A 23,127-nucleotide genomic window follows, 5' to 3' on the forward strand; every position below is an offset into this window, starting at 1 on the left:
AAAATACAGGGAATTGGTAAATCTTCGACTCAAATTTGAGCGATCTAGGAAGATTTTCGTGGATTCTTTCAGCAGTTTCTAAAGCCAGTCCCGCAAAATCGGGATCAGGGGAATGTCTGCGGGCGGCATCGGGTAGTCTTTGAGGTCTTGTGCCCGCACCCAAGCCAAGTTCTGTCCCTCCCGCCCCTGAACGATTCCGTTCCAGCGTCGGCAGGCAAATAGCGGCATGAGCAGGTGGAAGTCGTCATAGGTATGGCTGGCGAATGTCAGAGGTGCGAGACAGCTTTGCCAGGTTTCAATCCCAAGCTCTTCGTGAAGTTCGCGGATCAGCGCAGCTTCCGGAGTTTCATTCGACTCCACTTTGCCACCTGGAAACTCCCAAAGACCCGCAAGAGATTTTCCCTCGGGCCTTTGGGCCAGCAGCACGCGACCGTCTGGGTCAATGAGAGCGACGGCAGAAACCAGTATGATCCTCAAGACCGATAGTCCGCGTTGATTTCAATATAACGGTTTGTCAGGTCACAGGTCCAAACTGTACGAGACGCTTTACCCATACCCATATCCACACGGATCAGCAGTTCCTCTTGTCGGAAATGGCTTGCGCCATCCTCTTCTCGGTAGTCCGGATTTCGCCACCCATCCTTGGCAACAAGAACATCGCCAAAATGAATCGTCAGGCGGTCCCGTTCTGCTGCGGCGCCCGACTTGCCAATCGCGGCCACAATACGACCCCAGTTTGGGTCCTGCCCGGCAACCGCCGTTTTCACGAGAGGAGAATTCGCAATCGCAAAGGCCGCCTTGGCTGCATCTTCATCGGTTGCGGCACCCGTGACCCGGATCTCGACCAGCTTCGTCGCACCCTCACCATCCCGGATAACCTGAAGCGCCAGATCGCGCATAACCTGATGCAAGGCGGCTTCAAATGCCTTTGCAACCGCCCCTTTCACCGGGGCGGCATCGCTTTGGCCCGTTGCGGCAAGCAAAAGCGTGTCCGATGTCGAAGTATCACTGTCAACGGTGATCGAGTTGAACGTCGCATCAACATTCCGCGATAACATCTTTTGCAGGTTCGCGGGCGTGATCTTTGCGTCTGTGAACAGATAGACCAGCATCGTAGCCATATCCGGTGCAATCATCCCCGAACCCTTGGCGATGCCAGCGATTTGGATGGTGCCGCCCTCGCCTTCCACAGTGGCCGAGGCACCTTTTGGGAAGGTGTCGGTCGTCATCATGGCATAGGCTGCCATCTCGATGGCATCTTCGCGCAGATCTTGCACAAGTTGCGGGATCACAGCGGTAATCTTGTCAAATGGCAGCGGCTCCCCGATCACTCCGGTAGAGGAGGAAAACACGCGAGACGCGGGAATCGAGAGCGCCTCGGCCACCCCGCCCGTTACGGCCGCTACCGCTGCATCCCCCACCTTACCGGTGAAAGCGTTCGAGTTACCCGAGTTTACGATAATCGCGGCCCCGACGTCGGCTGGCACCTTTGCGGCGAGTTTATCCTGACAATCGCGAACACAGCCCGACCGGGTAGAGGACTTGGTGAAGACACCCGCCATTGCCGTACCGGGCGCAAGGCGGATCAACATCACATCCTTGCGGTTCTTGTACTTCACGCCCGCCTCCGCGGCCGCAAATTCGACACCCTTGATAAGGGGAAGCTTGGGGAAACCATCTTTAGGGGCAAGAGGCGACACCGGCTTGGCGGGCTTTACGACCGCCGAAACCTTTTCCACCACCTCTGCCGCTTCTTCACGGACTTCTTCGACCACTTCGCTCAAAGACTCGGCCAATTTAGCCTTCAGAGACTTCGCCTTCTTCTTCAGGCGCTTGGCTTCGGCCTTCCAATCGGTCTTGCCCATGGCTTCCCCTTTCACAGGATACGAATGGCTTACTTGTCCAGCAGGGTAACATCGCGAAGCAAGGCGGGGTCAAGCCCTTCACCGGAACGCGTGACGGATGCCTTTGCAGTCAGCTCTTCAATATGGCTCTGTACCGCCGCCTGCTCAATTTCCGCTGCCAATTCGTCCCGCATCTCATCAAGGCTAGGTGCCTCGGCAACGCGCGATTCCTTAACCAGAATCAGGTGATAGCCGAACTGCGATTGCACTGGACCGACGACTTTGCCGACTTCTGCTGCAACCACGGCCTCCTCAAAGGGCTTTACCATCATGCCCAGCCCGAACCAGCCCAGATCACCGCCCATAGCGCCCGATCCTGTGTCTGTCGAATTGGCCTTGGCCAACTCTGCGAAATCTGCCCCACCTTCCAGCTGAGACTTCAGATCGTTTGCCGCTTCTTCTGAGGCAACCAAAATATGGGCAGCATTGTATTCCATCTGCGGTGCGGCATCTTTGAACTTGGCTTCATAGGCCTTTTGCAGCGCTTCATCCGTTACGGCGGCGGAAACCACACCCTGAAGCGCGACACCCGACAGATACCCGCGACGGTCGTTTTCCAAAGCCAGCCGATCCTTCAACTTCGGCTCGCCCACGGACTGGGCCAAAGCGGTTTGCTGAACCAGCTGATCAAGGATGCCCTTGAACAAAACGTCATCCGGCAGCGACTGGTATTGGGCCGGAAGCTGTTCACGCAGGGCGATCATATGGCCAAGTGTGATCTCGGTTCCATCGACCGTTGCCACTACTGTCGAAGCATCTTGTGCCACGGCGGGGACGACCAACAGGCCAGACATTGCCAGCCCTGCAAGAAACCCTGTCATTTTCGTCATCTTCACGCCCTCCTGAGCGGGCTTTCCCCCGCCAAACATTGACTATCCCGGGCCTGTCCCTTAAATCGCTGTGGTCGCGTGCGACAGGGCCAGCCGGCCTTCTTGGGCTTTCTATGGAAGGCGTTGGGGGCGGGCAAGGGCCTTGCCTCACACGATCCTGTCAGGAACACCCACGGAGAGAATATGCTGGGTCTCGGTTCGCTTGCGCGCAAGGTCTTTGGCACCCCCAATGACCGCAAGGTTAAGTCGGTTCGTCCACTGGTCGCAAAGATCAACGCTTTGGAGCCAGAATTTGCTGCCCTCAGCGACGATGGCCTGAAGCAAAAGACCGAAGAGCTCGCCCGGCGGGCCCAGTCGGGTGAAAATCTGGACAACTTGCTGCCAGAAGCCTTTGCAAACTGCCGTGAGGGTGCCAAACGCGCACTTGGCCTGCGGGCCTTTGATGTGCAGCTAAAGGGCGGCATCTTCCTGCATCAGGGCAATATTGCAGAAATGAAGACGGGCGAAGGCAAGACGCTGATGGCGACCTTCCCGGCCTATCTGAACGCACTTGCCGGCAAAGGTGTGCATATCGTCACGGTGAACGACTACCTTGCAAAGCGCGATGCTGAATGGATGAGCAAGGTGTACGGCATCCTGGGTCTGACTACGGGCGTCGTCTACCCCTATCAGCCGGACGATGAAAAGCGCGCTGCCTATCGCTGTGACATCACCTATGCCACCAACAACGAACTCGGCTTTGATTACCTTCGCGACAACATGAAGGGCTCGATTGAGGAAATGGCGCAACGCGGCCACTTCTTTGCGATCGTCGACGAAGTCGACTCGATCCTGATCGACGAAGCCCGCACGCCGCTGATTATCTCTGGCCCGTCGCAGGACAGGTCGGAGCTGTATAAAGCGGTTGATGCCCTGATCCCTTTGGTTCAACCAGAGCATTACAAACTGGACGAAAAGACCCGCAACGTGACCTACACGGATGAGGGCAACGAATTCATCGAGGACAAGCTGCGCGAAGCGGGCCTTCTGCCCGACGGACAAAGCCTTTATGACCCGGAAAGCACGTCTCTGGTTCATCACGTTACGCAGGCTTTGCGGGCGCACAAGCTGTTTACCCGCGACCAGCAATATATCGTCCGTGATGGCGAGGTCATGCTGATCGACGAATTCACTGGCCGCATGATGCGGGGCCGGCGTCTGTCGGATGGCCTGCATCAGGCGATTGAGGCCAAGGAAGGTGTGCAGATCCAATCTGAAAACGTGACGCTGGCTTCGGTGACATTCCAGAACTACTTCCGCCTTTATGAAAAGCTGGCCGGAATGACCGGTACCGCCGCGACGGAAGCTGAAGAATTCATGGAAATCTACAAACTGGGCGTGGTCGAGGTGCCGACCAACCGTCCGGTGCAGCGGAAAGACGAAGACGACGCTGTCTATCGCACCGCGCGTGAAAAGTATGAAGGCATCGTCAAGTCGATCAAGGAAGCCAACGACAAGGGACAACCAATTCTTGTTGGCACCACCAGCATCGAAAAATCTGAATTCCTCTCTGGCCTGCTGAAAGCCGCCGGTGTTCCGCACAACGTGCTGAACGCTCGCCACCATGAACAGGAAGCCCAGATTGTTGCCGATGCGGGTCGCTTCGGTGCGGTGACCATCGCCACCAACATGGCAGGCCGTGGGACAGATATTCAGCTGGGCGGAAACGTCGAGATGAAGGTGATGGAGGCGATTGCCGCCGACCCGCACCTGCACCCCGACGAGGTTCGCGCACGGATTGAGGCCGAACATGCCGAGGAAAAGGCAAAGGTTCTGGCCGCCGGCGGTTTGTTTGTTCTGGGTACGGAACGTCACGAATCCCGCCGGATCGACAACCAGCTTCGCGGTCGTTCGGGCCGTCAGGGCGATCCCGGCCGTTCAGCCTTCTTCCTGTCGTTGGAAGATGACCTGATGCGAATTTTCGGCTCTGACAAGCTGGATGCGGTACTCTCGAAACTGGGGATGAAAGAGGGCGAGGCCATCGTTCACCCTTGGGTCAACAAGTCGCTTGAGCGCGCCCAGGCAAAGGTCGAAGGCCGCAACTTTGACATCCGCAAACAGCTTTTGAAATTCGACGACGTGATGAACGATCAGCGCAAGGCGATCTTTGGCCAGCGCTTGGAAATCATGGAAGCCGAAGATATCGCCGAGATTGCCGAAGATATGCGCAATCAGGTGATTGACGATGTGGTTGACGAATACCTGCCGCCGAAGTCCTACCCGGACGCTTGGAATACTGACGGCTTGAAAGCTGCTGTCCGCGAACGCCTGAACCTAGATGTTCCCGTGGCAGAATGGGCAGCAGAAGAAGGTGTTGACCAGGATGTGGTCAAAGAACGCCTTGAAGAAGCGACTGCCAAGCAAATGGCCGAAAAGACCGAAGCCTTTGGTCCGGAAACCATGCGCAATATCGAAAAGCAGGTGCTCTTGCAGACCCTCGACGGAAAGTGGCGTGAGCATCTCTTGCGGCTTGAGCATCTCCGTTCGGTCGTCGGGTTCCGGGGCTACGCCCAGCGTGATCCGCTGTCGGAATACAAGACCGAATCCTTCCAGCTGTTCGAATCCATGCTGAACTCACTTCGCCAGGAAGTGTCGCAAAAGCTGGCAATGATCCGCCCACTGACCGAAGCGGAACAGCAGGCCATGATGAACCAGATCGCTGCTCAGCAGCAGGCGCAGGCCGCATCCGCCGCTGCTGCGGAAGCTGCACCTGAAGAGTCAGCACCTTCTGTCACCCGGTTGGCAGGTTTCGATGAGAATGATCCATCGACCTGGGGCAATCCGGGCCGCAATGATGCCTGCCCTTGCGGGTCGGGTGAAAAGTTCAAGCACTGCCACGGTCGACTGGCCTAAGCAGCCTGGGGTGGCCCGTTTCGGCCGCCCCAATTCCGCCTCTTTCGGCGAAAAACTACCGCCAAGCTGCCATGTAATGGTCGCCTTTACCCGGCACCTTGCCCTCGTTCCATTTCGTGGAGGGTAGGATGAATCTGCAACGTAAGGCCACTTTGCTTGTCGCGACGGGTGCTGTCGCACTCGGCGCCGGACATATGGTTCAAAAGCGCGCGGCTGATCGTCTTGCCTCTGCCGAGCAGCAAGTCGTGGTTGTTGACGTTACCCCAGTTGCCGCAGGGCCGGAAACGGTCCAGATCCCGGCGCCTGCTCCCGTTGTTGAATTGCCTCCGGTTCCAGTTGCGGTCGTGGACACGGTTCCCGCGGTTGCCGTTGAACCAGCAACCCCCGAAACGGCACCGTCAGTTGTTGCTGCCGTCGCGCCCGAACAGATCGAACCGGTTGCACCACCACCTGTCACGGCTGCGGTTGAGCCACCGCCGCAAGATTGCACGGTTCAGTTTGACTTGCTTCCGCAGCCCGGTGCGATGATCGGGCTGACGCTGCTTGCCCCATGCCACGGAAATGAACGTGTTGTTCTTCACCACGCGGGGCTTACGGTGACGGCGAAGACCTCGGAAAGCGGAACGCTTTTTGGCTCCCTTCCCGCATTGTCGACTGCCGTAGAAGTGGACGTTCGTTTCGGTTCGGGTGATCGCGCCATTACCAGCATCGACATGCCAGAAGCCGAGGGTGTTCGCCGATTTGCTGTGCAGTGGCAAGGTGGTGATGCCTTCCAGCTTCACGCCTTTGAGGGCGACGCAGGATATGATGAGCCGGGTCACTTTTCGGCTATTCACTCGGGGAAACCGGGTGAGGGGGCGTTTGTGACCCTGCTGGGTGACAGCACGACCGAACTTCCGCTGATGGCCGAGGTCTTTACCTTTGCACCGGGTCAGGACGCCGAGGTCGTCTTGGAAGCTGCCGTTTCAGCAGCGACCTGTGGGCGCGAAATCCTTGGCGAAACTCTTATGGCCGAAGACGGCAAGATCGAAGTTGCCGATTTGACGCTTGCCATGCCAGCTTGTGATGCGATTGGTGACATTCTGGTATTGAAAAACCTTGTTCAGGACATGAAACTCGCCGCAGCAAAGTAAGAGGCGGTTGGCGGTTCTATGTGGAGCAAATTTCGGCGTCTTGCCCTTTGGGTGGCGCTTATCACTCCGCAAATCGCCGGAGCGCAGGATGTGACATTGACCGCCCGCGAGGGCGGCTTGTCCATTTCTGGGGTCATTCAGGGCTTTGATGGTGAGTTCTATCGCATTGACAGCCAATATGGCCTGCTGACTGTCGACGCCTCAGGCGTCATCTGCGATGGACCGGGCTGCCCGGATCTGACCGCACCCCGTGCAGATATCCGTGTTGTTGGCCTGCCAGGAGTGGGGGAGGCGCTTTTGCCTTCTCTGTTCCAGAGTTTTGCCAAGGCGAGGGGGCTGACCTATGCCGACCTTTCTGAGCAGGGATCGTACCGGGCTCAGTTGATTGATCCGGCATCGGAAAAGCCCTTGGCCGACATGACTTTTTCAGGGCTGTCACTTGACGACTCGCGTCAGGCGCTGATCGCTGGTCGGGCAGAGCTTGCGCTTGCTGCGGCGACAGAACCGGGGCTTGGGTCGCGGTCCATCGCTTTGGATGCCATGGTTCCGATTGTTGCGACCGAAAACCCGACACCAGAGATTTCGACGAAAGACCTAGCACGGGTCTTGGCTGGCGAGGTCACCAACTGGAGCGAAATTGGCGGGCCGGATATGCCACTGGTTTTGCACGGACTTCCCGCTGAGGAACCGCTTCAAAGGGCGCTTTCCGCGCGACTTGGCCGTGATCTTGTGACGACAGAAGTGCATCCCGATCTTGCGACCCTTGGTGCCGCTGTCGCGGCAGATCCGTGGGGTTTGGCCGTTACAGTACGGGCCGGGGCCAAGGGGGCGCGACTTTTGCCACTGACCGACAGCTGTGGTTTCCCGCTTTTGCCAACGCCTCTGGCTGTAAAGGCCGAGGACTATCCCCTTGCTTTGCCTTTCTTTTTCCTGACGCCGAAACGGCGCTTGCCGTTGATCGTGCGAGAGTTTCTAGAATTTCTAGCAACACCGCAGGCCCAATCGGCAATTTCGGCAGCAGGGTTCATTGATCGTCAGCCAGAACGGCAGCCGATGACAGCCGATGGCTTGCGCCTGATCAATGCCATTCAAGGGGCTGGTGAGGAAACCTCGCTGGCCGATCTGAAGCGGCTGGTTGATGTCATGGACGGGGCAGATCGTCTTTCCCTGACTTTCCGTTTCCAAGATGGGTCCAGCACTTTGGACGCCCATTCGCGTGACAATCTGGCCGATCTTGCGCGTTTGATGGAGGCGGGCATCTTCCGCGACAAGGCGCTGATTTTGGCCGGTTTTTCCGATGGTTCCGGGGCTGCACCGGCCAATCTGGCGCTTAGTCAATCAAGGGCTGAAGGGGTTTTGGCGCAGTTGAAACTTTTGGCACCCGGCCTTGCGGATCTGGACTTGCCCAAGGTTCTGGCCTTTGGAGAGGCGCTGCCGATGGCCTGTGATGAAACCACTGCCGGGCGCAGGTTGAACCGCCGGGTTGAGGTTTGGCTGAAGCCGAGTTTTACAAATACCCCTGTGACCGGAAACTGATTTCGCGGCTTTTTCCGACAATCAGATGATCATGAAGGGTAATGCCAAGCACCTGACATGCCTCATTAATCTGGTTTGTCATGTTGATATCGGCCTGACTGGGCGTGGGGTCACCCGAGGGGTGGTTGTGGACCAGAATCAAGGCAGAGGCGTTCAGTTCCAGCGCGCGTTTCACCACCTCGCGCGGATAGACAGGGACATGGTCAACGGTGCCTTTGGCCTGTTCCTCATCCGCGATGAGGGTGTTCTTTCTATCCAGAAACAGAAGGCGAAACTGTTCGGTTTCGCGATGGGCCATGCTGGTGTGGCAATAGTCCAAAAGCGCGTCCCATGACGACAGGACGGGACGGTTCATCACCCGAGAGCGCATCATGCGCTGGGCCACGGCTTCGAAAATTTTCAGTTCACAAACAACGGCTTCGCCGACACCTTTGACCGCAGTCAGCCGGGATTCGGGGGCAGTGATGACACGATTAAGGTCACCGAAACTGTCCAGCAACAGGCGCGCCAAGGGTTTTACATCCTGCCGGGGAAGAGCGCGAAACAGAAGCAATTCAAGCAGTTCGTAATCGGGCATCGCGCCAGACCCGCCTTGCATGAACCGGTCGCGGAGGCGTTTGCGATGGTCCTTAATGTAAGAAGGCAGTTTTTCGGGAAGGGCCGCAACGGTGGCTTCGTCTTCGTCCCCAAGGGGGGGGAAGAGGGGAAGCGCGCCATCCTGAAAGCCATGCTGTGCCATAATGGAAAGCGTCGCAGGGGATGGTGAATGAAGCGTTAATCCGGGCCGCAGGGGCCGCAAAAGGGGCGTGTCTTTCCCGTGGGATACACGTGGTTTTTGCGTGTGCTTTCCGTGGGCACAGTGCCGCCACTCCTGCGGCCGGCAAAGAAAAACCCCGCCGGGCGTACCGACGGGGTTTGGATCGCGGCGCTAAAGGCGCAGATCAGTTCTTCATGCCATCCCAGAAGCCTTTGACCTTGGAAAAGAAGGTTTGGCCTTCGGGGTTGTTTTCCTCGGACAGCTTTTCGAATTCGCGCAAAAGCTCTTTCTGGCGGCTGGTCAGATTGACGGGGGTTTCTACCGCCATTTCGATCAGCATGTCGCCGACGCCACCGCCGCGCAGGGCGGGCATGCCCTTGCCGCGCAGGCGCATCTGCTTGCCCGATTGTGCCCCGGCCGGAACCTTGACACGTGAACGCCCGCCGTCGATCGTCGGCACTTCGACCTCGCCCCCAAGGGCAGCGGTCGTCATGCTGACTGGCACGCGGCAGAACAGGTGCACGCCATCGCGTTGGAACAGCGCGTGCTCTTTCACCTCGATGAAGATGTAGAGATCACCCGATGGGCCGCCGCGCAGACCGGCCTCACCTTCACCCGCCAAGCGGATGCGGGTGCCGGTTTCCACCCCTGCCGGGATGTTGACCGAAAGGGCGCGTTCTTTTTCGATCCGACCTTGGCCCCCACAGGATTTGCACGGGTTCTTGATGATCTGACCCATGCCCGAGCAAGTGGGGCAGGTGCGTTCGACGGTGAAGAACCCTTGCTGCGCGCGGACCTTGCCCATGCCCGAACAGGTGGGGCAAGTGGTCGGTTCGGCGCCGCCCTCGGCCCCGGTGCCACGACAGGTGTCGCAGGTGGTGGAGGCAGGGACGTTGATGGTTTTCTGGATGCCCTTGAACGCCTCTTCCAAAGAGACACGCAGGTTGTAGCGCAGATCCGATCCGCGCTGGGCGCGCGACCGGGACTGGCCACCACGGCCACCCATGAAATCGCCAAACAGGTCTTCGAACACGTCAGAGAAGGCGCTGGCGAAATCGCCATTGCCGCCCATGCCGCCGGGACGCGGGCCACCGCCCATGCCGCCTTCGAAGGCTGCATGGCCATAGCGGTCATAGGCGGCCTTCTTGTCGGCATCCTTCAGAACCTCATAGGCCTCGTTCACTTCCTTGAACTGGGCTTCGGCGTTCGGATTGCTTGCATTGCGGTCGGGGTGAAGCTCTTTCGCTTTGGTGCGATAGGCTTTCTTCACCTCTTCCGGCGAAGCCCCGCGCTGCACGCCCAGAACTTCGTAAAAGTCTTTCTTTGCCATGGGCAATGACCCCCTTCCAGAACCGGATGGGGGCGGTCCGTTCCCGGACCGCCCCCTATTCGGTTCACCGCGGTCTTACTTCCGCTTGTTTTCGCCCAGATCCTCGAAATCCGCATCGACGATGTCTTCGTCAACATCGCGTGGTGCGTCTTCGTCGCGATCGCCATCCGCCTGGCTGGCCTTGTAGATGGCCTCGCCCAGCTTCATTGCGGCTTCGTTCAGGTTTTGGATGCCCGAACGGATCTTGCCGGCGTCATCGCCCTTGAGCGCTTCTTCAAGCGGCTGCATGGCCAGTTCGATGGCCTCAACCGTCGACGGGTCGACCTTGTCGCCATGCTCTGCCAGCTGCTTCTTGATCGAGTGCAGCAGGCTTTCACCCTGGTTGCGGGTTTCCACCATCTCACGGCGTTCTTTATCGGCCTCGGCATTGGCTTCGGCGTCACGGACCATTTTTTCGATCTCGTCATCGGACAGGCCGCCCGAAGCTTGGATCGTGATCTGCTGTTCCTTGTTGGTGCCTTTGTCCTTGGCCTTGACCGACACGATGCCGTTGGCGTCGATGTCGAAGGTCACCTCGATCTGCGGCATGCCGCGCGGGGCCGGCGGGATGTTTTCAAGGTTGAACTGGCCCAGCATCTTGTTGTCTGCGGCCATTTCGCGTTCGCCCTGGAACACCCGGATGGTCACGGCGTTCTGGTTGTCTTCCGCGGTCGAGAAGATCTGCGACTTCTTGGTCGGGATCGTGGTGTTGCGGTCGATCAGGCGGGTGAAGACGCCACCGAGCGTTTCGATGCCCAAGGACAGCGGGGTCACGTCCAGAAGAACAACGTCCTTGACGTCGCCTTGCAGAACGCCGGCCTGAATGGCGGCACCAGCGGCCACGACTTCGTCAGGGTTCACGCCCTTGTGGGGTTCCTTGCCGAAGAACTTGGTCACCTCGGCGATGACCTTTGGCATACGGGTCATACCGCCGACCAGAACCACTTCGTCGATGTCGCCAACCGACAGGCCCGCATCTTTCAGAGCGGCGGCGCAAGGCTTCATCGAACGCTTGATCAGGTCATCGACCAGCGATTCCAGCTTGGCACGGGTCAGCTTGACCACGAGGTGGAGCGGCTGGCCGGTGTTCTTGTCCATCGAGATGAACGGCTGGTTGATTTCGGTCTGCGACGAAGAGGACAGTTCGATCTTTGCCTTTTCAGCGGCTTCCTTCAGGCGCTGAAGGGCCATCTTGTCGAGGGTCAGGTCGACGCCATGCTCTTTCTTGAACTCCTCGGCGAGGTAGCTCACGATCCGCATGTCGAAGTCTTCACCGCCAAGGAAGGTGTCGCCGTTGGTCGACTTCACTTCGAAGAGACCGTCGTCGATTTCCAGAATGGTGATGTCGAAGGTACCGCCGCCAAGGTCATAGACCGCGATGGTTTTCGATTCTTTCTTGTCCAGACCATAGGCCAGAGCGGCGGCGGTCGGTTCGTTGATGATGCGCAGCACTTCAAGGCCGGCGATCTTGCCTGCGTCCTTGGTGGCCTGACGCTGGGCGTCGTTGAAATAGGCCGGAACGGTGATGACGGCCTGAGTGACGGATTCACCCAGATAAGCCTCGGCGGTTTCTTTCATCTTTTGCAGGATGAAAGCGGAAACCTGCGAGGGCGAATACTTTTCACCGCGCACTTCGACCCAAGCGTCGCCGTTGCCGCCGTTGACGATCTTGTACGGCATGTTCTTCTGATCTTTCAGGATCACCGGGTCATCGAACCGGCGACCGATCAGGCGCTTGACGGCAAAAATGGTGTTCGAGGCGTTGGTGACGGCCTGACGCTTGGCGGCCTGGCCGACAAGGCGTTCGTTTTCAGTGAACGCAACGATCGACGGCGTGGTGCGGGCACCTTCCGAATTTTCGATCACGCGGGGCTGCGAGCCATCCATGATGGCGATACAGGAGTTGGTGGTTCCAAGGTCGATACCAATGACTTTGGCCATGTTTCATATCCCTTTCTTCAGGCGATGTTTGTGGCGCGGGCCCGATGCGGCACCCGTGCCCATGGAATGTGCGGGATTCCAGACTGTGCCTTCACCCCGTTGCGTGCTGTATATAGGAGGCGGCGTTTTGGGCTGCAACCGCGTCGACCCATGCATTTCACTGAATTTTTAAAAGACCGACATATCAACCAATCGGATTAGGGAGAAAACTATGTCAGACTCGGCCATTCTGATTGCTTCGACGCTGGTTCCTGCGCTTGGCGTTCTTGCACTGACGGGGCTTTTGGCCTCGGCTCTGGCGTTGCTGGTTGGCAACCGGAGCCGGAAACGGCCTTAACGGTGGTCGAGCGAGCAGCAGCCTGAGAATGTGCCGTTTCCGTCTGGGGCGGAAAGGAACATGAGGGTCGCAAAACCATATTCCCGGTCCGACATCCCATCGCTGCATTTCTGCCGGGTCACGATCAGTGTCCGGTTCAGGGTTGGACCTTCCTCGAGTCGAATGAAGTAGCCCTCGGGCGAGGTCGCCTCTTCAAGCACCGCCATCGGGACGGCACCTGTATCGGGCGAATTATATTCCGCACCGCGCGGGTAGAGGCTGATCGACCAGAAGGGTTCCGTGCCAAAGCAAGAGAGGGGGCGGGGAACGAGGTGTGGGTCTTCGACGGGGATCGCTTCGAGGTAGCGCATGGAAACCCAGCCATTGCCTTCGGGAAGGCCGACCTTGCCCCAAGTGCCGTCGGGTGTGGTTTCCAGCACTTCGACGTTAAAGCCATAGGGACCGATTTCACCGATTTTCTCGGCGGCCGAATTTGGACTTGTCCGGATATTCAGGACATCGCCTTCGGCCACGTCTTTGACCTGATAGCTGGAGGGAAAGGCATCAGCCCAAGCCGGAAGCGGAAGGAGCAAGGCAACGACGGTCAAGGTTCTGATGATCACCGTTTTGCTCCCCAGCTGAGTGATGCGTGTTTGCGGGTATAGAATTCCCCCATCAGCCCCAAGACAAGACAGATAATCGTGACGATGATCGGATATTCCAGATTGCTGTAGCGCGGATGGTAGTTCAGGAACACATAGCCGCGCGTCTGGTCGATGATGTGGAACAGTGGATTCCAGTCGAAATAGGCAAGAATGTAAGTGGGCATCGCGTTCGCAAGGAACATCTTGCCCGACGCGATCATGTTCCCGCGCATGTAGATTTGCGAGATGAGGCCAAAGACTTCCGGCTGCCAAGGCATCATCGCCTTGAAGATCATTCCGATGGCGACGCCGGAAAACCACGCCAGCAGCAACATGCCCATCGTGCCGACAGGGTCAAAGATGGTGATGGGGGTAAGCACGGCGTGATAGAAGAACAGCACAACACCGGCTGACAGGATTTGCAGGTAAAGCGATGAAAGGGCCGCGGCGCCGATGGAAATGATCGGGTTCATCGGGGCGTGCTTCATCATGGGCGAGGTCGGACCCTCGGAGCCGACAACAGCACCCATGGATTTGGTGTGCACCATGAACATGAAGATGCCGGACATGATATACAGCAGGAAGTCGCCCCGCACGGCGCTGCCGCGCATCCCCAGCATCACGAACATGATGTAAAAGATTCCGACGAACATAACCATTTGCGCGATGTTCATCAGCAGGCCGACAACCGCATTGCCGTGCTTGCGGCGAATGGATTGCACCGCCGCATGAAAGATAAGTTCCAGCGTCGCATATGCGCGACCGGCCGTGGTTTTCTTGACCGTCGGTTGAAACATATCGCTCTAAACCTCGTGCAAAGGCGTGACGCCGCTTGCTGATAAAGGGGAAATCTTGCCGTTTCCTTTGCTGGGATGATAAGCCGTCCCCATCGAGGTGGCAACTGTTGTGCCGGATTGGAGGCTTTGTGGATTTTTCTTTTCTTGTTGAACGGATTCGGCGGCTTGCACTTGAGGCAGGCGACAAGATCATGGAGATCTATGAAAGCCCTGACTTCGAGGTGAAGTCGAAGAGCGACCAAAGCCCGGTGACCGAGGCGGATGAGGCGGCAGATGCCTTGATTTCGGCCGGGTTGCGGGCCGCGTTTCCCGACGTGACCTTGATCACCGAAGAGCAGGCCGCAAGCCATGCCCTGACAGCAAAGACATTTCTGATTGTCGACCCGCTGGATGGGACGAAGGAGTTCGTGCAGCGCCGCGGCGATTTCACCGTGAATATTGCCTATGTCGAGGATGGGGTGCCGCTGCGGGGTGTGGTTTATGCCCCGGCCAAGGGTCGTTTGTTCTATACCCGCGCCGATGGTGTTGCGGTTGAGGAAGCGGGTCCGTTCGATAAGGACACTGTCGGCGCGCTGCGCGAGATTGGCGTCAGCCAGCCCGACAATGGGGCGCTGATGGTGGTGGCCTCGAAATCGCACCGGGACGCCGCAACCGATGCCTATATCGGCAAGTACGCTGTCAAGGACATGACCAGTGCCGGCAGCAGTCTGAAATTCTGTCTGGTGGCAACAGGCGAGGCGGATTTGTATCCGCGTCTTGGCCGCACGATGGAATGGGACACAGCGGCCGGCGATGCGGTTCTGCGAGGGGCCGGGGGGCATGTCGTTCGTTTCGACACGCATCAGCCCTTGGCCTATGGCAAGGCGGGCTGGGATAACCCGTTCTTCATCGCCTTTGCGCCGGGCGTCGATCTGAAGGCAGGATGACCGCCGGGGGCCTGTCCGTCATTGTCGTCAGTCGCCATCGTCCGGCGGCTTTGGCGCGATGCGTGACGGGTCTTCGTCAGCAGCTGGGCGTGGCGCTGGAAGTCGTAGTCGTGGCAGACTCTGCTGGGATTGCGGCGGTTCAGGCCGATGATCTGAAGCTGGTGACGTTTGACGAGGCCAATATCTCGGCCGCGCGTAATCTGGGGCTGGCGCAGGCGGCTGGAGAGATCATCGCTTTTATCGACGATGATGCCGTGGCTGAGCCGACATGGGCCTGGCGATTGCTTGCGGCCTTTGAAGATGCGGGGACCGTCGCGGCCACGGGCTATGTGCGGGGCCGCAATGGGATTTCGCTGCAATGGCGTTGTTCTTCGGTGGATGCCTTGGGGCTGGACCATGAGGTGGCGCTGCCAGACGAAGGCGTGCACTATCCTGATCCGGGTCCGGGCCGCGCGATCAAGACTCAGGGAACGAATTGCGCCTTTCGTGCCTCGGTTCTGCGCGGAATTGGCGGATTTGACCCGAATTACCGGTTCTATTTTGATGAAACCGATGTGAACCTGCGGCTGCTGGGGGCGGGCAAGACCGCGGTTATTCCCTTGGCGCAGGTGCATCATGGCTATCTGGAGTCGGAGCGGCGCCGGGCGGATCGCGTTCCCTTGAGCCTGCACGAAATCGGGGCTTCGACCGCCGTCTTTCTGCGGCGCCATGCGGCGGAAGAAATTGAGGCGGGCCGGTTGCGCTTGATCGAAGAACAAGGTCGTCGGCTTGATGGCTATCTGGCGGGTCGAAAGATTGACCGCGCCGAGGCGGAAAGGCTGATGGGCACGCTGGCCTTGGGGTGGCAGGACGGATTGGCGCGGCCAATGAGTCGCCTTGCCCCGTTGCAGGGGTCTGCCCCAAGCTGGAGAGAGTTGAAGAAAACCGCGACGGGCGGTGGCGTTTTGCTGATCGGCTGGCGCTGGTCCTTGCCACGTCTGAGGGCCGAAGCGGAGCGGCAGGTGAAGGCGGGCAAGATCGTGACGGTCCTGTGCCTCTCTGCGGGTGTGAGACGCCATTGGCAGGAATTCTCTGCCGCAGGCTATTGGCTGCAGAAAGGCGGGATCTGGGGTTTATCGGACCGAAAGGCGCCGATTTCGGTGGGGAAACGTTATTCCAAGCGACTTGCCGAACTTTCTTCAGAATTTCGTCGCTTTCGACCTGTAAACTGAACGAAAGATGATGTCGTAAAGGATCATGTCGGCTTAGTTTTTGCCTGCAAGGCACGTTCTCTGTCGCGTTCGGGACTAAACTTCTTTAGACTGTCATCCGTTAGTTTATTCGGGCCGCAGTAAGGGCCAAGAAAGAGTGAGCCGAAAATGAAGCAAAAGAAGGTATTGAAGGCTGTTTTCCCGGTGGCTGGTATGGGTACCCGGTTTTTGCCTGCTACCAAGTCGATCCCGAAAGAAATCATGACCTTGGTTGATCGGCCGCTCATTCAATACGCGATTGACGAGGCCCGCGCCGCAGGGATCAAGGAATTCATCTTTGTGACAAGCCGAGGCAAGTCAGCGCTTGAAGACTACTTCGACCATTCGCCCGAGTTGGAAAGCACGCTTCGCAAGGCAGGTAAGACCGATCTTCTTGAGACCCTGCGTGAAACCAACATGGATTCTGGTGCGATCGCCTATGTGCGCCAGAACCGGCCAATGGGTCTGGGCCATGCCGTCTGGTGTGCCCGCAGATTGATTGGGAACGAACCATTTGCCGTGCTGTTGCCCGATGACGTGATTGCCGCTGAAAAGCCATGCCTGCAGCAGATGGTCGAGGCCTATGCCGAGACTGGCGGAAACATGGTGGCCGCAATGGAAGTTCCGATCGCCCGTGCATCCTCCTACGGTGTTCTCGATATTGGCTCTGACATGGGCTCGATCGTCGAAGCGAAAGGCATGGTTGAAAAGCCACCTGTTGGAACCGCGCCATCCAATCTGGCCGTGATCGGGCGCTATATCCTGTCGCCAAAGGTTCTGACGAACTTGAACCGCCTGAAGCAAGGGGCCGGTGGTGAGATTCAGTTGACTGACGCGATTGCCGAAGAAATTGGCAAGGGCAAGGTCTATGGCTACAGGTTCCGTGGGCAACGCTATGACTGCGGATCGAAGGCGGGCTTTTTGCAGGCCACCGTTGCCTTTGGATTGGCGCGCCCTGATTTGCGTGACGAATTCGGCGCGTTCCTGCACGAGATGGGCGCCGCACAAAAAGCGGCCCAGTAACGCGATTGCCGGCGAGCGCCTACCTTTTGGACGTGACGCGGTTGTTGTCGCGTCTGGGAAAGGGTGCGCTGACCGGGATTGATCGTGTCGAGCTGGCCTATCTGGAAGGGTTGCTTGGGCAGGAAAAGCCTGTCTTTGGACTGGCCCGTTCGCCCGCTGGCGTCTTGCTGTTGTCCGAAACGTCGCTGGGCGAAGTGCTGGGATGGGCCAAGGGGGCGACGCTTCCGACGCGGGTCGATCTGATTGGCCGGATCGGGCGCAAGGGACAGCCGATCTTGGCCGCTGTCGAAGCGCGTCTTCGGCGGGCTGCAATCGCCCGCGCCCCCATCTTTTTGGCCGGGAGGATGCTGCGACGGCATTTGCCGATAGGTGCGGTTTACCTGAATGTGGGTCATGCCAACCTTTCCGACCGCATTCTTCAAGTCCTTCGCAACGGCGCTGAGCTGAAGGTTGTCGTGATGCTGCACGACACCATTCCGCTTGATTTCCCCCAATATGCGCGGGCCGATCAGGTAAAGGTCTTCCAGCGCCGTGTGGCGGCGATCTCGGCACATGCGGATCTTGTGCTGCATACAGCAAACGCCACGAGGGCAGCCAATGAACAGCAGTTGGCCCGGTGCGGACGTGTGCCGCCGGGCTTGGTGGCCCCATTGGGTGTAACTCTGGCAGAGCCTGATTTTGCGCAGGTGCCAAAAGAGATAGATCTTAGCCCGGGGTATTTCGTGGCTTTGGGGACGATTGAGCCCCGCAAGAACCACGCCCTTTTGCTGGATGTCTGGGAGCGATTTGCGTCAGCGGGGAAAAGTGGGCCGCGGTTGGTTATTCTTGGCAATCGCGGCTGGGCCGACCCTTCACTTTTTACACGGCTGGATAAGGGCGTGCCGGGTGTGACTGTGCACTCGGGCCTAAGTGATGCGGCAGTTGCGGCTGTCTTATCCAGATCGTCTGGGCTGCTCTTTCCCACTTTTGCAGAAGGATTCGGCCTTCCTGCCCTTGAGGCGGCGAGGTTGGGTGTTCCGGTCATCTGTTCCGATCTGCCGATTCTTCGAGAGATCCTTGGTATAGACGCCATTTACCTGACGCCTTCAGACATTTATTCTTGGGAGAGAACAATTCTGGATCGCTTTTTGCTAGGGAGAAACGAAGTGGAGACCGTTGAAAAGAGCGGTTTCTTTACGTGGTCCGAGCACCTGAGGATTGTGTTAACTGGTTTTTGAAAGCATGGTTTCGGTCAGGGGAAGAGCGAAGGGGCAGAGTGGGCTTAATTTCGAGATACCGGTTGCGGTTGGCGCGGCAGCGCTGGCTCATTCGCGCGTTCAGAAAACGCCGCGAACTGAAGCCTGTTGCCAATCGCACAGGGAAGATGCGTGAAGACGATATTCTTCTGTTCTCGACCCTTCGGAACGAGAAGATCAGGCTTCCCTATTTCTTGCGGTACTACCGGGATTTGGGTGTCAATCATTTCCTGATCGTGGACAATGATAGCGATGATGGCAGCCGGGAATATCTGGCGGAGCAGCCGGACGTCAGCCTTTGGAGCACAAAACACAGCTACAAACGGTCTCGGTTCGGGGCGGATTGGCTGAATTGGCTTCAGATGCGATACGCGCATGACCATTGGTGCCTTGTGGTCGATCCGGACGAATTCTTTGTGTATCCGTTCTGCGATACCCGCCCGATCCGCGCGCTGACCGATTGGCTGGACGCGTCGTCGATCAAGTCTTTCCCGGCCATGTTGTTGGACATGTACCCCAAGGGCCCGCTTGACGCGCAGCCCTATCGTGAGGGCATGGACCCGTTCGAAATCGCACAGTATTTCGACAGCGGGAACTACATCTTTCAACGCAACAGCCGCTTTGGAAATCTTTGGATCCAAGGCGGGCCGAGGATGCGGACCTTCTTTGCCGATCAGCCAAAGATGGCGCCAGCCCTGAACAAGATACCGCTGGTGAAATGGCATCGCAGCTATGCCTTTGTCAGTTCGACCCACATGCTGTTGCCGCGCGGTCTGAATCAGGTTTACGACGAATGGGGCGGCGAAAAGGCCAGTGGCTGCCTGCTGCACGCCAAGTTCCTTGATACGTTTGCAGCCAAGGCCGAGGAAGAGATGAGCCGCGGCCAGCACTATGCCGCAAGCGCCGAGTACAAAGCCTATAAGGCTGGTTTGGCCGAGCAGCCTGACCTGTGGTGCAAGTGGAGCGAGAAGTACATCAACTGGCGACAGCTTGAGATACTTGGCCTGATGTCCAAGGGGAACTGGGCATGACGGTCGGTTTCGTCATGCTGTGCCACACGGCACTGGACCGCGCTGCCCAAGTGGCGCGGCACTGGGCCGAACGCGGTTGCCCTGTGGTCATCCATGTCGACAGGCGCGTGCATGGGTTTCAGTTTGAACGGATGCGCGGGGCGTTGGCCGATCTTGAGAATGTTCGGTTCTCGGGGCGGCATGCTTGCGAATGGGGAACCTGGGGGATTGTGGCGGCAAGCCAAGATGCCTCGATGCTGATGCTTCGGGAATTCGCCTCGGTGCGTCACGTTTATCTGGCGTCGGGCTCTTGCTTGCCCTTGCGTCCGGTTGAGGAACTTGTTGCCTATCTGGCCGATCGACCAAAAACCGATTTCATCGAAAGCGTGACGACCGAAGATGTGGGTTGGACGATTGGTGGACTGGACGTTGAACGCTTTACGCTGCGCTTTCCTTTTAGCTGGCGGAAACAGCGGTCTTTCTTTGACGCCTATGTCTGGTTGCAGCGTCAGGTAGGTTTCAAACGTACCATTCCGGAAGGTGTTTCGCCGCATCTGGGTAGCCAATGGTGGTGCCTGACCCGTCAGACGCTGTCGGCCATTCTGGAACATCCTGACCGCGCCCGGATTGACGCCTATTTCCAGAAGGTGTGGATTCCGGATGAAAGCTATTTCCAGACGATGGTCCGGCAGGTTTCGTCGAATATCGAGGCGCGGTCACTGACGCTGTCGAAGTTCGACTTTCAGGGCAAACCGCACATCTTTTACGATGATCACTTGCAGCTTTTGCGCCGGTCTGACTGCTTTGTTGCGCGCAAGATCTGGCCGCAGGCGGAAAAGCTGTACGCGGCCTTTCTATCCGATGATCGCAGCCGCCAAGCCGCGGCGGAGCCCAATCCGGGCAAGATTGACCGGCTGTTTGCCAAGGCCGTCGAGCGGCGGACAAAGGGTCGGCCGGGCCTATACATGCAAAGCCGCTACCCCAATGAAAACTGGGAAAACGGAAGAACCGCTGGCCCCTATTCGGTGTTCTGCGGCTTTTCTGACGTGTTCGAGAATTTTGAAATCTGGCTGTCAAAGGCCAGTGGAACGCGGGTTCACGGCCACCTTTTCGCGCCTGACCGTGTTCATTTTGCCGGGAACGACAGCTGCTATAACGGCGCGCTGACAGATTCTCCGGCTGTTCGAGATTACAATCCGCGCAACTTTCTAAGTAACCTGATCTGGAACACCCGTGGCGAGAGGCAGTGCTTTCAGTTCGGACCGGACGACAACCAGAAACTCAACTGGTTCATGGCCTTGGACAGCAATGCACAGATTTCGGTGATTTCAGGGGCTTGGGCGGTTCCCCTCTTTCATTCGAACCGGAATTTCGGTGAGATCAGGCGCGAAGCCGCGCGCATGCAGAAGATTGAACAAGAGTTTCTGACGATTCTTCGTGATGCGCATTCAAAGGCAAAGGTTCGGATCTGGACCTTGGCCGATTTCGTTGAAAACCCGATGGAGCCGCTTCAGACGATCATTGATGAAATCGGGCCGCGGCATGGCCGACGGTTGACCGAGGCACCGACATTGGCTGATCTGTCTGGGTTTGGACAATTCCTGCAAAACCTCCGCAATCAGGGGATGCAACCCGTGCTTATGGGGGATTTCCCTGTGAACGATGACCCCAAGCCGACGTCCACGCGCCGCGGGCGCCCCTATTTGGTGAAGTGAGTGCCGAAAGACCGTTTTGACAGTTTTGTCATGTTCGCCGAAATGCGGACAGGATCGAATTTCCTTGAGGCCAATCTGAATGCGATGCCAGGCGTGACATGCCATGGCGAGGTTTTTAATCCCTATTTCATTGGCCAGAAGGACAAAACGGAATTCTTGGGCTTTTCGTTGGTTGATCGAGAGGCTGACCCATTGGCATTGGTGCGAGTCATGCGCCAAATGACCGACGGTCTGTCAGGGTTTCGCTATTTTCACGACCACGACCCAAGGGTCTTTGAGCCAGTTCTAGAAGACCCGCACTGCGCCAAGATCATTCTGACGCGGAATCCGGTGGAAAGTTACGTCAGCTGGAAGATCGCCCAGGAAACAGGCCAGTGGAAACTCACGAATGCCAAGAACCTGAAAACGGCCCAAGCCCGGTTCGATGCGGCGGAATTCGAAGCTCATCTGGCAGCCTTGCAGGATTTTCAAATTCGATTGATGCATGGGCTACAGGTTACCGGACAAACGGCCTTTTACATCGACTATGAAGACATCAACGATCTGGATGTGTTGAACGGTTTGGCCCAGTTTCTTGGGGTCAAAGGTTTGGAGTCTTTGGATGGCAGCCTGAAAAAGCAGAATCCCGAAGAGATTTCCCAGAAGGTTGCCAATTCCGCCGATATGGAACGCGCCTTGGCCCGGATGGATCGGTTCAACCTGTCCCGGACGCCGAATTTTGAACCACGCCGAGCGCCGATGGTGCCTTCGTTCGTGGCAGCCGCCAGAGCACCCCTGCTTTACATGCCGATCAAGTCAGGGCCGGAAGATCTGGTGAAGGCTTGGCTCGGGGGATTCGGTGGGGTCGAAGGCGATTTCTCGCAAAAGACCCTGCGCCAGTGGAAGCGTGCGAGACCGTTGCACCGAAGCTTTACCGTGGTGCGTCACCCGGTGGCGAGGGCGCATCGGTGCTTTGTCGATCAGATCTTGCACGGCAACCTGCGCGAGATTCGCGCGCAGTTGGAAAAGGTTTCCAAGATTTCACTGCCGCCACTGGGCGAGGATTACAAAGACATCGCCGCACATCGCGAGGGATTCCATGGGTTCCTGAAATGGCTTAAGTTGAACCTCTCGGGCCAAACGGGCGTTCGGGTCGATGCCCATTGGGCAAGTCAGGCTGCAGTGCTGCAGGGATTTGGGCAGTTCCAGACCCCGGATCTGGTGCTGCGGGAAGAACGCCTTGCTGAAGGTCTTGCCTTCCTCGTTCTGGAACTCGGCCTAGCGACGTGCCCCGAGCTGCCGGTGCTGGAGGCGGATGAAACCTTGGCCGCGGTCTACGATGACGAGATCGAAACCGCAGCGCGGGACGCCTATCAGCGCGACTATATCAACTTTGGATTTCGGGACTGGCACGCCTAGGCTGATTAGGCCGCCTGCGGTGCCCTTGCCTCGGTCAAGATTGCGTGCAGCTTTGCGGGGTCATTGTTGGCTCGAAGTTTGGCCACAACGGCGGCATCACGCATTGTCCGGCTGACAAGCGCCAAAGCCTTGAGGTGATCAACACCCGAATCCTTGGGCGCAAACAGACCAAAGATCAGGTCTGCGGGCTGACGGTCGACGCTGTCGTAATCCAGCGGCTTTTCAAGGCGGATGAAAACACCAACGATGCGGTCAAGATCTTCAAGACGCGCATGGGGAAGGGCGATGCCGTGGCCCACACCGGTGGGGCCAAGGCTTTCGCGTTCTTGAAGTCCGTCAATCGCGGAGGCAGCGGACAGCCCGTAGGTCGCCGCAACCATTTCCCCGAGTTCCTGAAAAAGCCGCTTCTTGCTTGTCAGTTGCCCAACGACGCGAACGGCGCCGGGCGCGAGTAGCTTGGACAGTTCCATAG

At 58.0% G+C, this 23,127-nt stretch carries 20 protein-coding genes; 11 read left to right on the top strand and 9 right to left on the bottom strand.

All coding sequences use genetic code 11. The features are described 5' to 3' along the window. Nucleotides 1–78 precede the first annotated feature (78 nt). The 3 genes from ACSBLW_RS13525 to ACSBLW_RS13535 are packed head-to-tail and all read right to left on the bottom strand — an operon-like array spanning nt 79 to nt 2,734. On the bottom strand, nt 79–477 hold the full coding sequence (locus ACSBLW_RS13525; protein ID WP_435257140.1) for a (deoxy)nucleoside triphosphate pyrophosphohydrolase: 399 nt from the start codon (nt 475–477) through the stop codon (nt 79–81). Further along, entirely contained in the window at nt 474–1,865 is a 1,392-nt protein-coding gene (gene argJ, locus ACSBLW_RS13530) for a bifunctional glutamate N-acetyltransferase/amino-acid acetyltransferase ArgJ (protein ID WP_435257141.1), read from the bottom strand. The genes ACSBLW_RS13525 and argJ overlap by 4 nt, the downstream gene beginning before the upstream one ends. Nucleotides 1,866–1,894: 29 nt before the next feature. Next, nucleotides 1,895–2,734: a peptidylprolyl isomerase gene (locus ACSBLW_RS13535; protein ID WP_435257142.1), complete on the bottom strand. Its 840-nt coding sequence runs from the start codon at nt 2,732–2,734 to the stop codon at nt 1,895–1,897. Between the two features lie 183 nt (nt 2,735–2,917). Between ACSBLW_RS13535 and secA the strand changes: the two genes are divergently transcribed. From secA to ACSBLW_RS13550, 3 genes are all read left to right on the top strand, one after another. Then, entirely contained in the window at nt 2,918–5,626 is a 2,709-nt protein-coding gene (gene secA / locus ACSBLW_RS13540; protein ID WP_435257143.1) for a preprotein translocase subunit SecA, read from the top strand. A gap of 128 nt (nt 5,627–5,754) precedes the next feature. After that, nucleotides 5,755–6,759, top strand: coding sequence for a hypothetical protein (locus ACSBLW_RS13545; RefSeq protein ID WP_435257144.1), 1,005 nt, complete (start codon nt 5,755–5,757; stop codon nt 6,757–6,759). 18 nt (nt 6,760–6,777) lie between these two features. Further along, entirely contained in the window at nt 6,778–8,295 is a 1,518-nt protein-coding gene (locus ACSBLW_RS13550; RefSeq protein WP_435257145.1) for an OmpA family protein, read from the top strand. On the opposite strand, the gene radC is transcribed toward ACSBLW_RS13550, so the two are convergent. From radC to dnaK, 3 genes are all read right to left on the bottom strand, one after another. Then, nucleotides 8,267–9,034, bottom strand: coding sequence for a RadC family protein (gene radC / locus ACSBLW_RS13555; protein WP_435257146.1), 768 nt, complete (start codon nt 9,032–9,034; stop codon nt 8,267–8,269). The two genes, ACSBLW_RS13550 and radC, sit on opposite strands and share 29 nt — an antisense overlap. A gap of 202 nt (nt 9,035–9,236) precedes the next feature. Continuing rightward, nucleotides 9,237–10,382, bottom strand: a complete 1,146-nt coding sequence (dnaJ, locus tag ACSBLW_RS13560) for a molecular chaperone DnaJ (protein WP_435257147.1) — start codon at nt 10,380–10,382, stop codon at nt 9,237–9,239. Between the two features lie 75 nt (nt 10,383–10,457). Beyond that, nucleotides 10,458–12,362 (bottom strand): molecular chaperone DnaK, encoded by a 1,905-nt coding sequence (gene dnaK, locus ACSBLW_RS13565; protein WP_435257148.1) that lies wholly within the window; start codon nt 12,360–12,362, stop codon nt 10,458–10,460. Between the two features lie 211 nt (nt 12,363–12,573). On the opposite strand from dnaK, the gene ACSBLW_RS13570 reads away from it, so the two are divergent. Then, nucleotides 12,574–12,699: a hypothetical protein gene (locus tag ACSBLW_RS13570; RefSeq protein ID WP_435257149.1), complete on the top strand. Its 126-nt coding sequence runs from the start codon at nt 12,574–12,576 to the stop codon at nt 12,697–12,699. Here the strand turns inward: ACSBLW_RS13570 and ACSBLW_RS13575 are convergent. Continuing rightward, on the bottom strand, nt 12,696–13,301 hold the full coding sequence (locus tag ACSBLW_RS13575) for a COG3650 family protein (RefSeq protein WP_435257150.1): 606 nt from the start codon (nt 13,299–13,301) through the stop codon (nt 12,696–12,698). The genes ACSBLW_RS13570 and ACSBLW_RS13575 overlap by 4 nt on opposite strands. Beyond that, a complete protein-coding gene (locus ACSBLW_RS13580; protein ID WP_435257151.1) occupies nt 13,298–14,119 on the bottom strand; it encodes an ABC transporter permease in 822 nt (273 codons plus the stop codon). Before ACSBLW_RS13580 ends, ACSBLW_RS13575 begins: the two co-directional genes overlap by 4 nt. A 128-nt stretch (nt 14,120–14,247) precedes the next feature. Here ACSBLW_RS13580 and cysQ point away from each other — a divergent pair, with 128 nt between their 5' ends. The 7 genes from cysQ (at nt 14,248) to ACSBLW_RS13615 (ending at nt 22,655) form a co-directional block, all read left to right on the top strand. After that, complete coding sequence (gene cysQ, locus ACSBLW_RS13585) at nt 14,248–15,045, top strand: 3'(2'),5'-bisphosphate nucleotidase CysQ (RefSeq protein WP_435257152.1); 798 nt, start codon at nt 14,248–14,250, stop codon at nt 15,043–15,045. Then, a complete protein-coding gene (locus ACSBLW_RS13590; RefSeq protein WP_435257153.1) occupies nt 15,042–16,256 on the top strand; it encodes a glycosyltransferase family 2 protein in 1,215 nt (404 codons plus the stop codon). Before cysQ ends, ACSBLW_RS13590 begins: the two co-directional genes overlap by 4 nt. A gap of 147 nt (nt 16,257–16,403) precedes the next feature. Beyond that, nucleotides 16,404–17,297 (top strand): UTP--glucose-1-phosphate uridylyltransferase GalU, encoded by an 894-nt coding sequence (gene galU / locus ACSBLW_RS13595; protein ID WP_435257154.1) that lies wholly within the window; start codon nt 16,404–16,406, stop codon nt 17,295–17,297. A gap of 32 nt (nt 17,298–17,329) precedes the next feature. After that, nucleotides 17,330–18,514 carry a glycosyltransferase family 4 protein gene (locus ACSBLW_RS13600; RefSeq protein WP_435257155.1) on the top strand — a complete coding sequence of 395 codons (1,185 nt, stop codon included), beginning with the start codon at nt 17,330–17,332 and terminating at the stop codon, nt 18,512–18,514. A 38-nt stretch (nt 18,515–18,552) separates the two neighbouring features. Next, on the top strand, nt 18,553–19,563 hold the full coding sequence (locus ACSBLW_RS13605; protein ID WP_435257156.1) for a glycosyltransferase family 2 protein: 1,011 nt from the start codon (nt 18,553–18,555) through the stop codon (nt 19,561–19,563). Further along, on the top strand, nt 19,560–21,257 hold the full coding sequence (locus tag ACSBLW_RS13610) for a DUF5927 domain-containing protein (RefSeq protein ID WP_435257157.1): 1,698 nt from the start codon (nt 19,560–19,562) through the stop codon (nt 21,255–21,257). Before ACSBLW_RS13605 ends, ACSBLW_RS13610 begins: the two co-directional genes overlap by 4 nt. Beyond that, nucleotides 21,258–22,655: a nodulation protein NodH gene (locus ACSBLW_RS13615; RefSeq protein ID WP_435257158.1), complete on the top strand. Its 1,398-nt coding sequence runs from the start codon at nt 21,258–21,260 to the stop codon at nt 22,653–22,655. Between the two features lie 5 nt (nt 22,656–22,660). Here the strand turns inward: ACSBLW_RS13615 and ACSBLW_RS13620 are convergent, their stop codons facing one another. Beyond that, nucleotides 22,661–23,125: a PTS sugar transporter subunit IIA gene (locus ACSBLW_RS13620; RefSeq protein ID WP_435257159.1), complete on the bottom strand. Its 465-nt coding sequence runs from the start codon at nt 23,123–23,125 to the stop codon at nt 22,661–22,663. Nucleotides 23,126–23,127 lie beyond the last annotated feature (2 nt).

Origin of the sequence: Thioclava sp. FR2, assembly GCF_051200875.1 — a bacterium.
Taxonomy (GTDB): Bacteria; Pseudomonadota; Alphaproteobacteria; order Rhodobacterales; family Rhodobacteraceae; genus Pseudotabrizicola.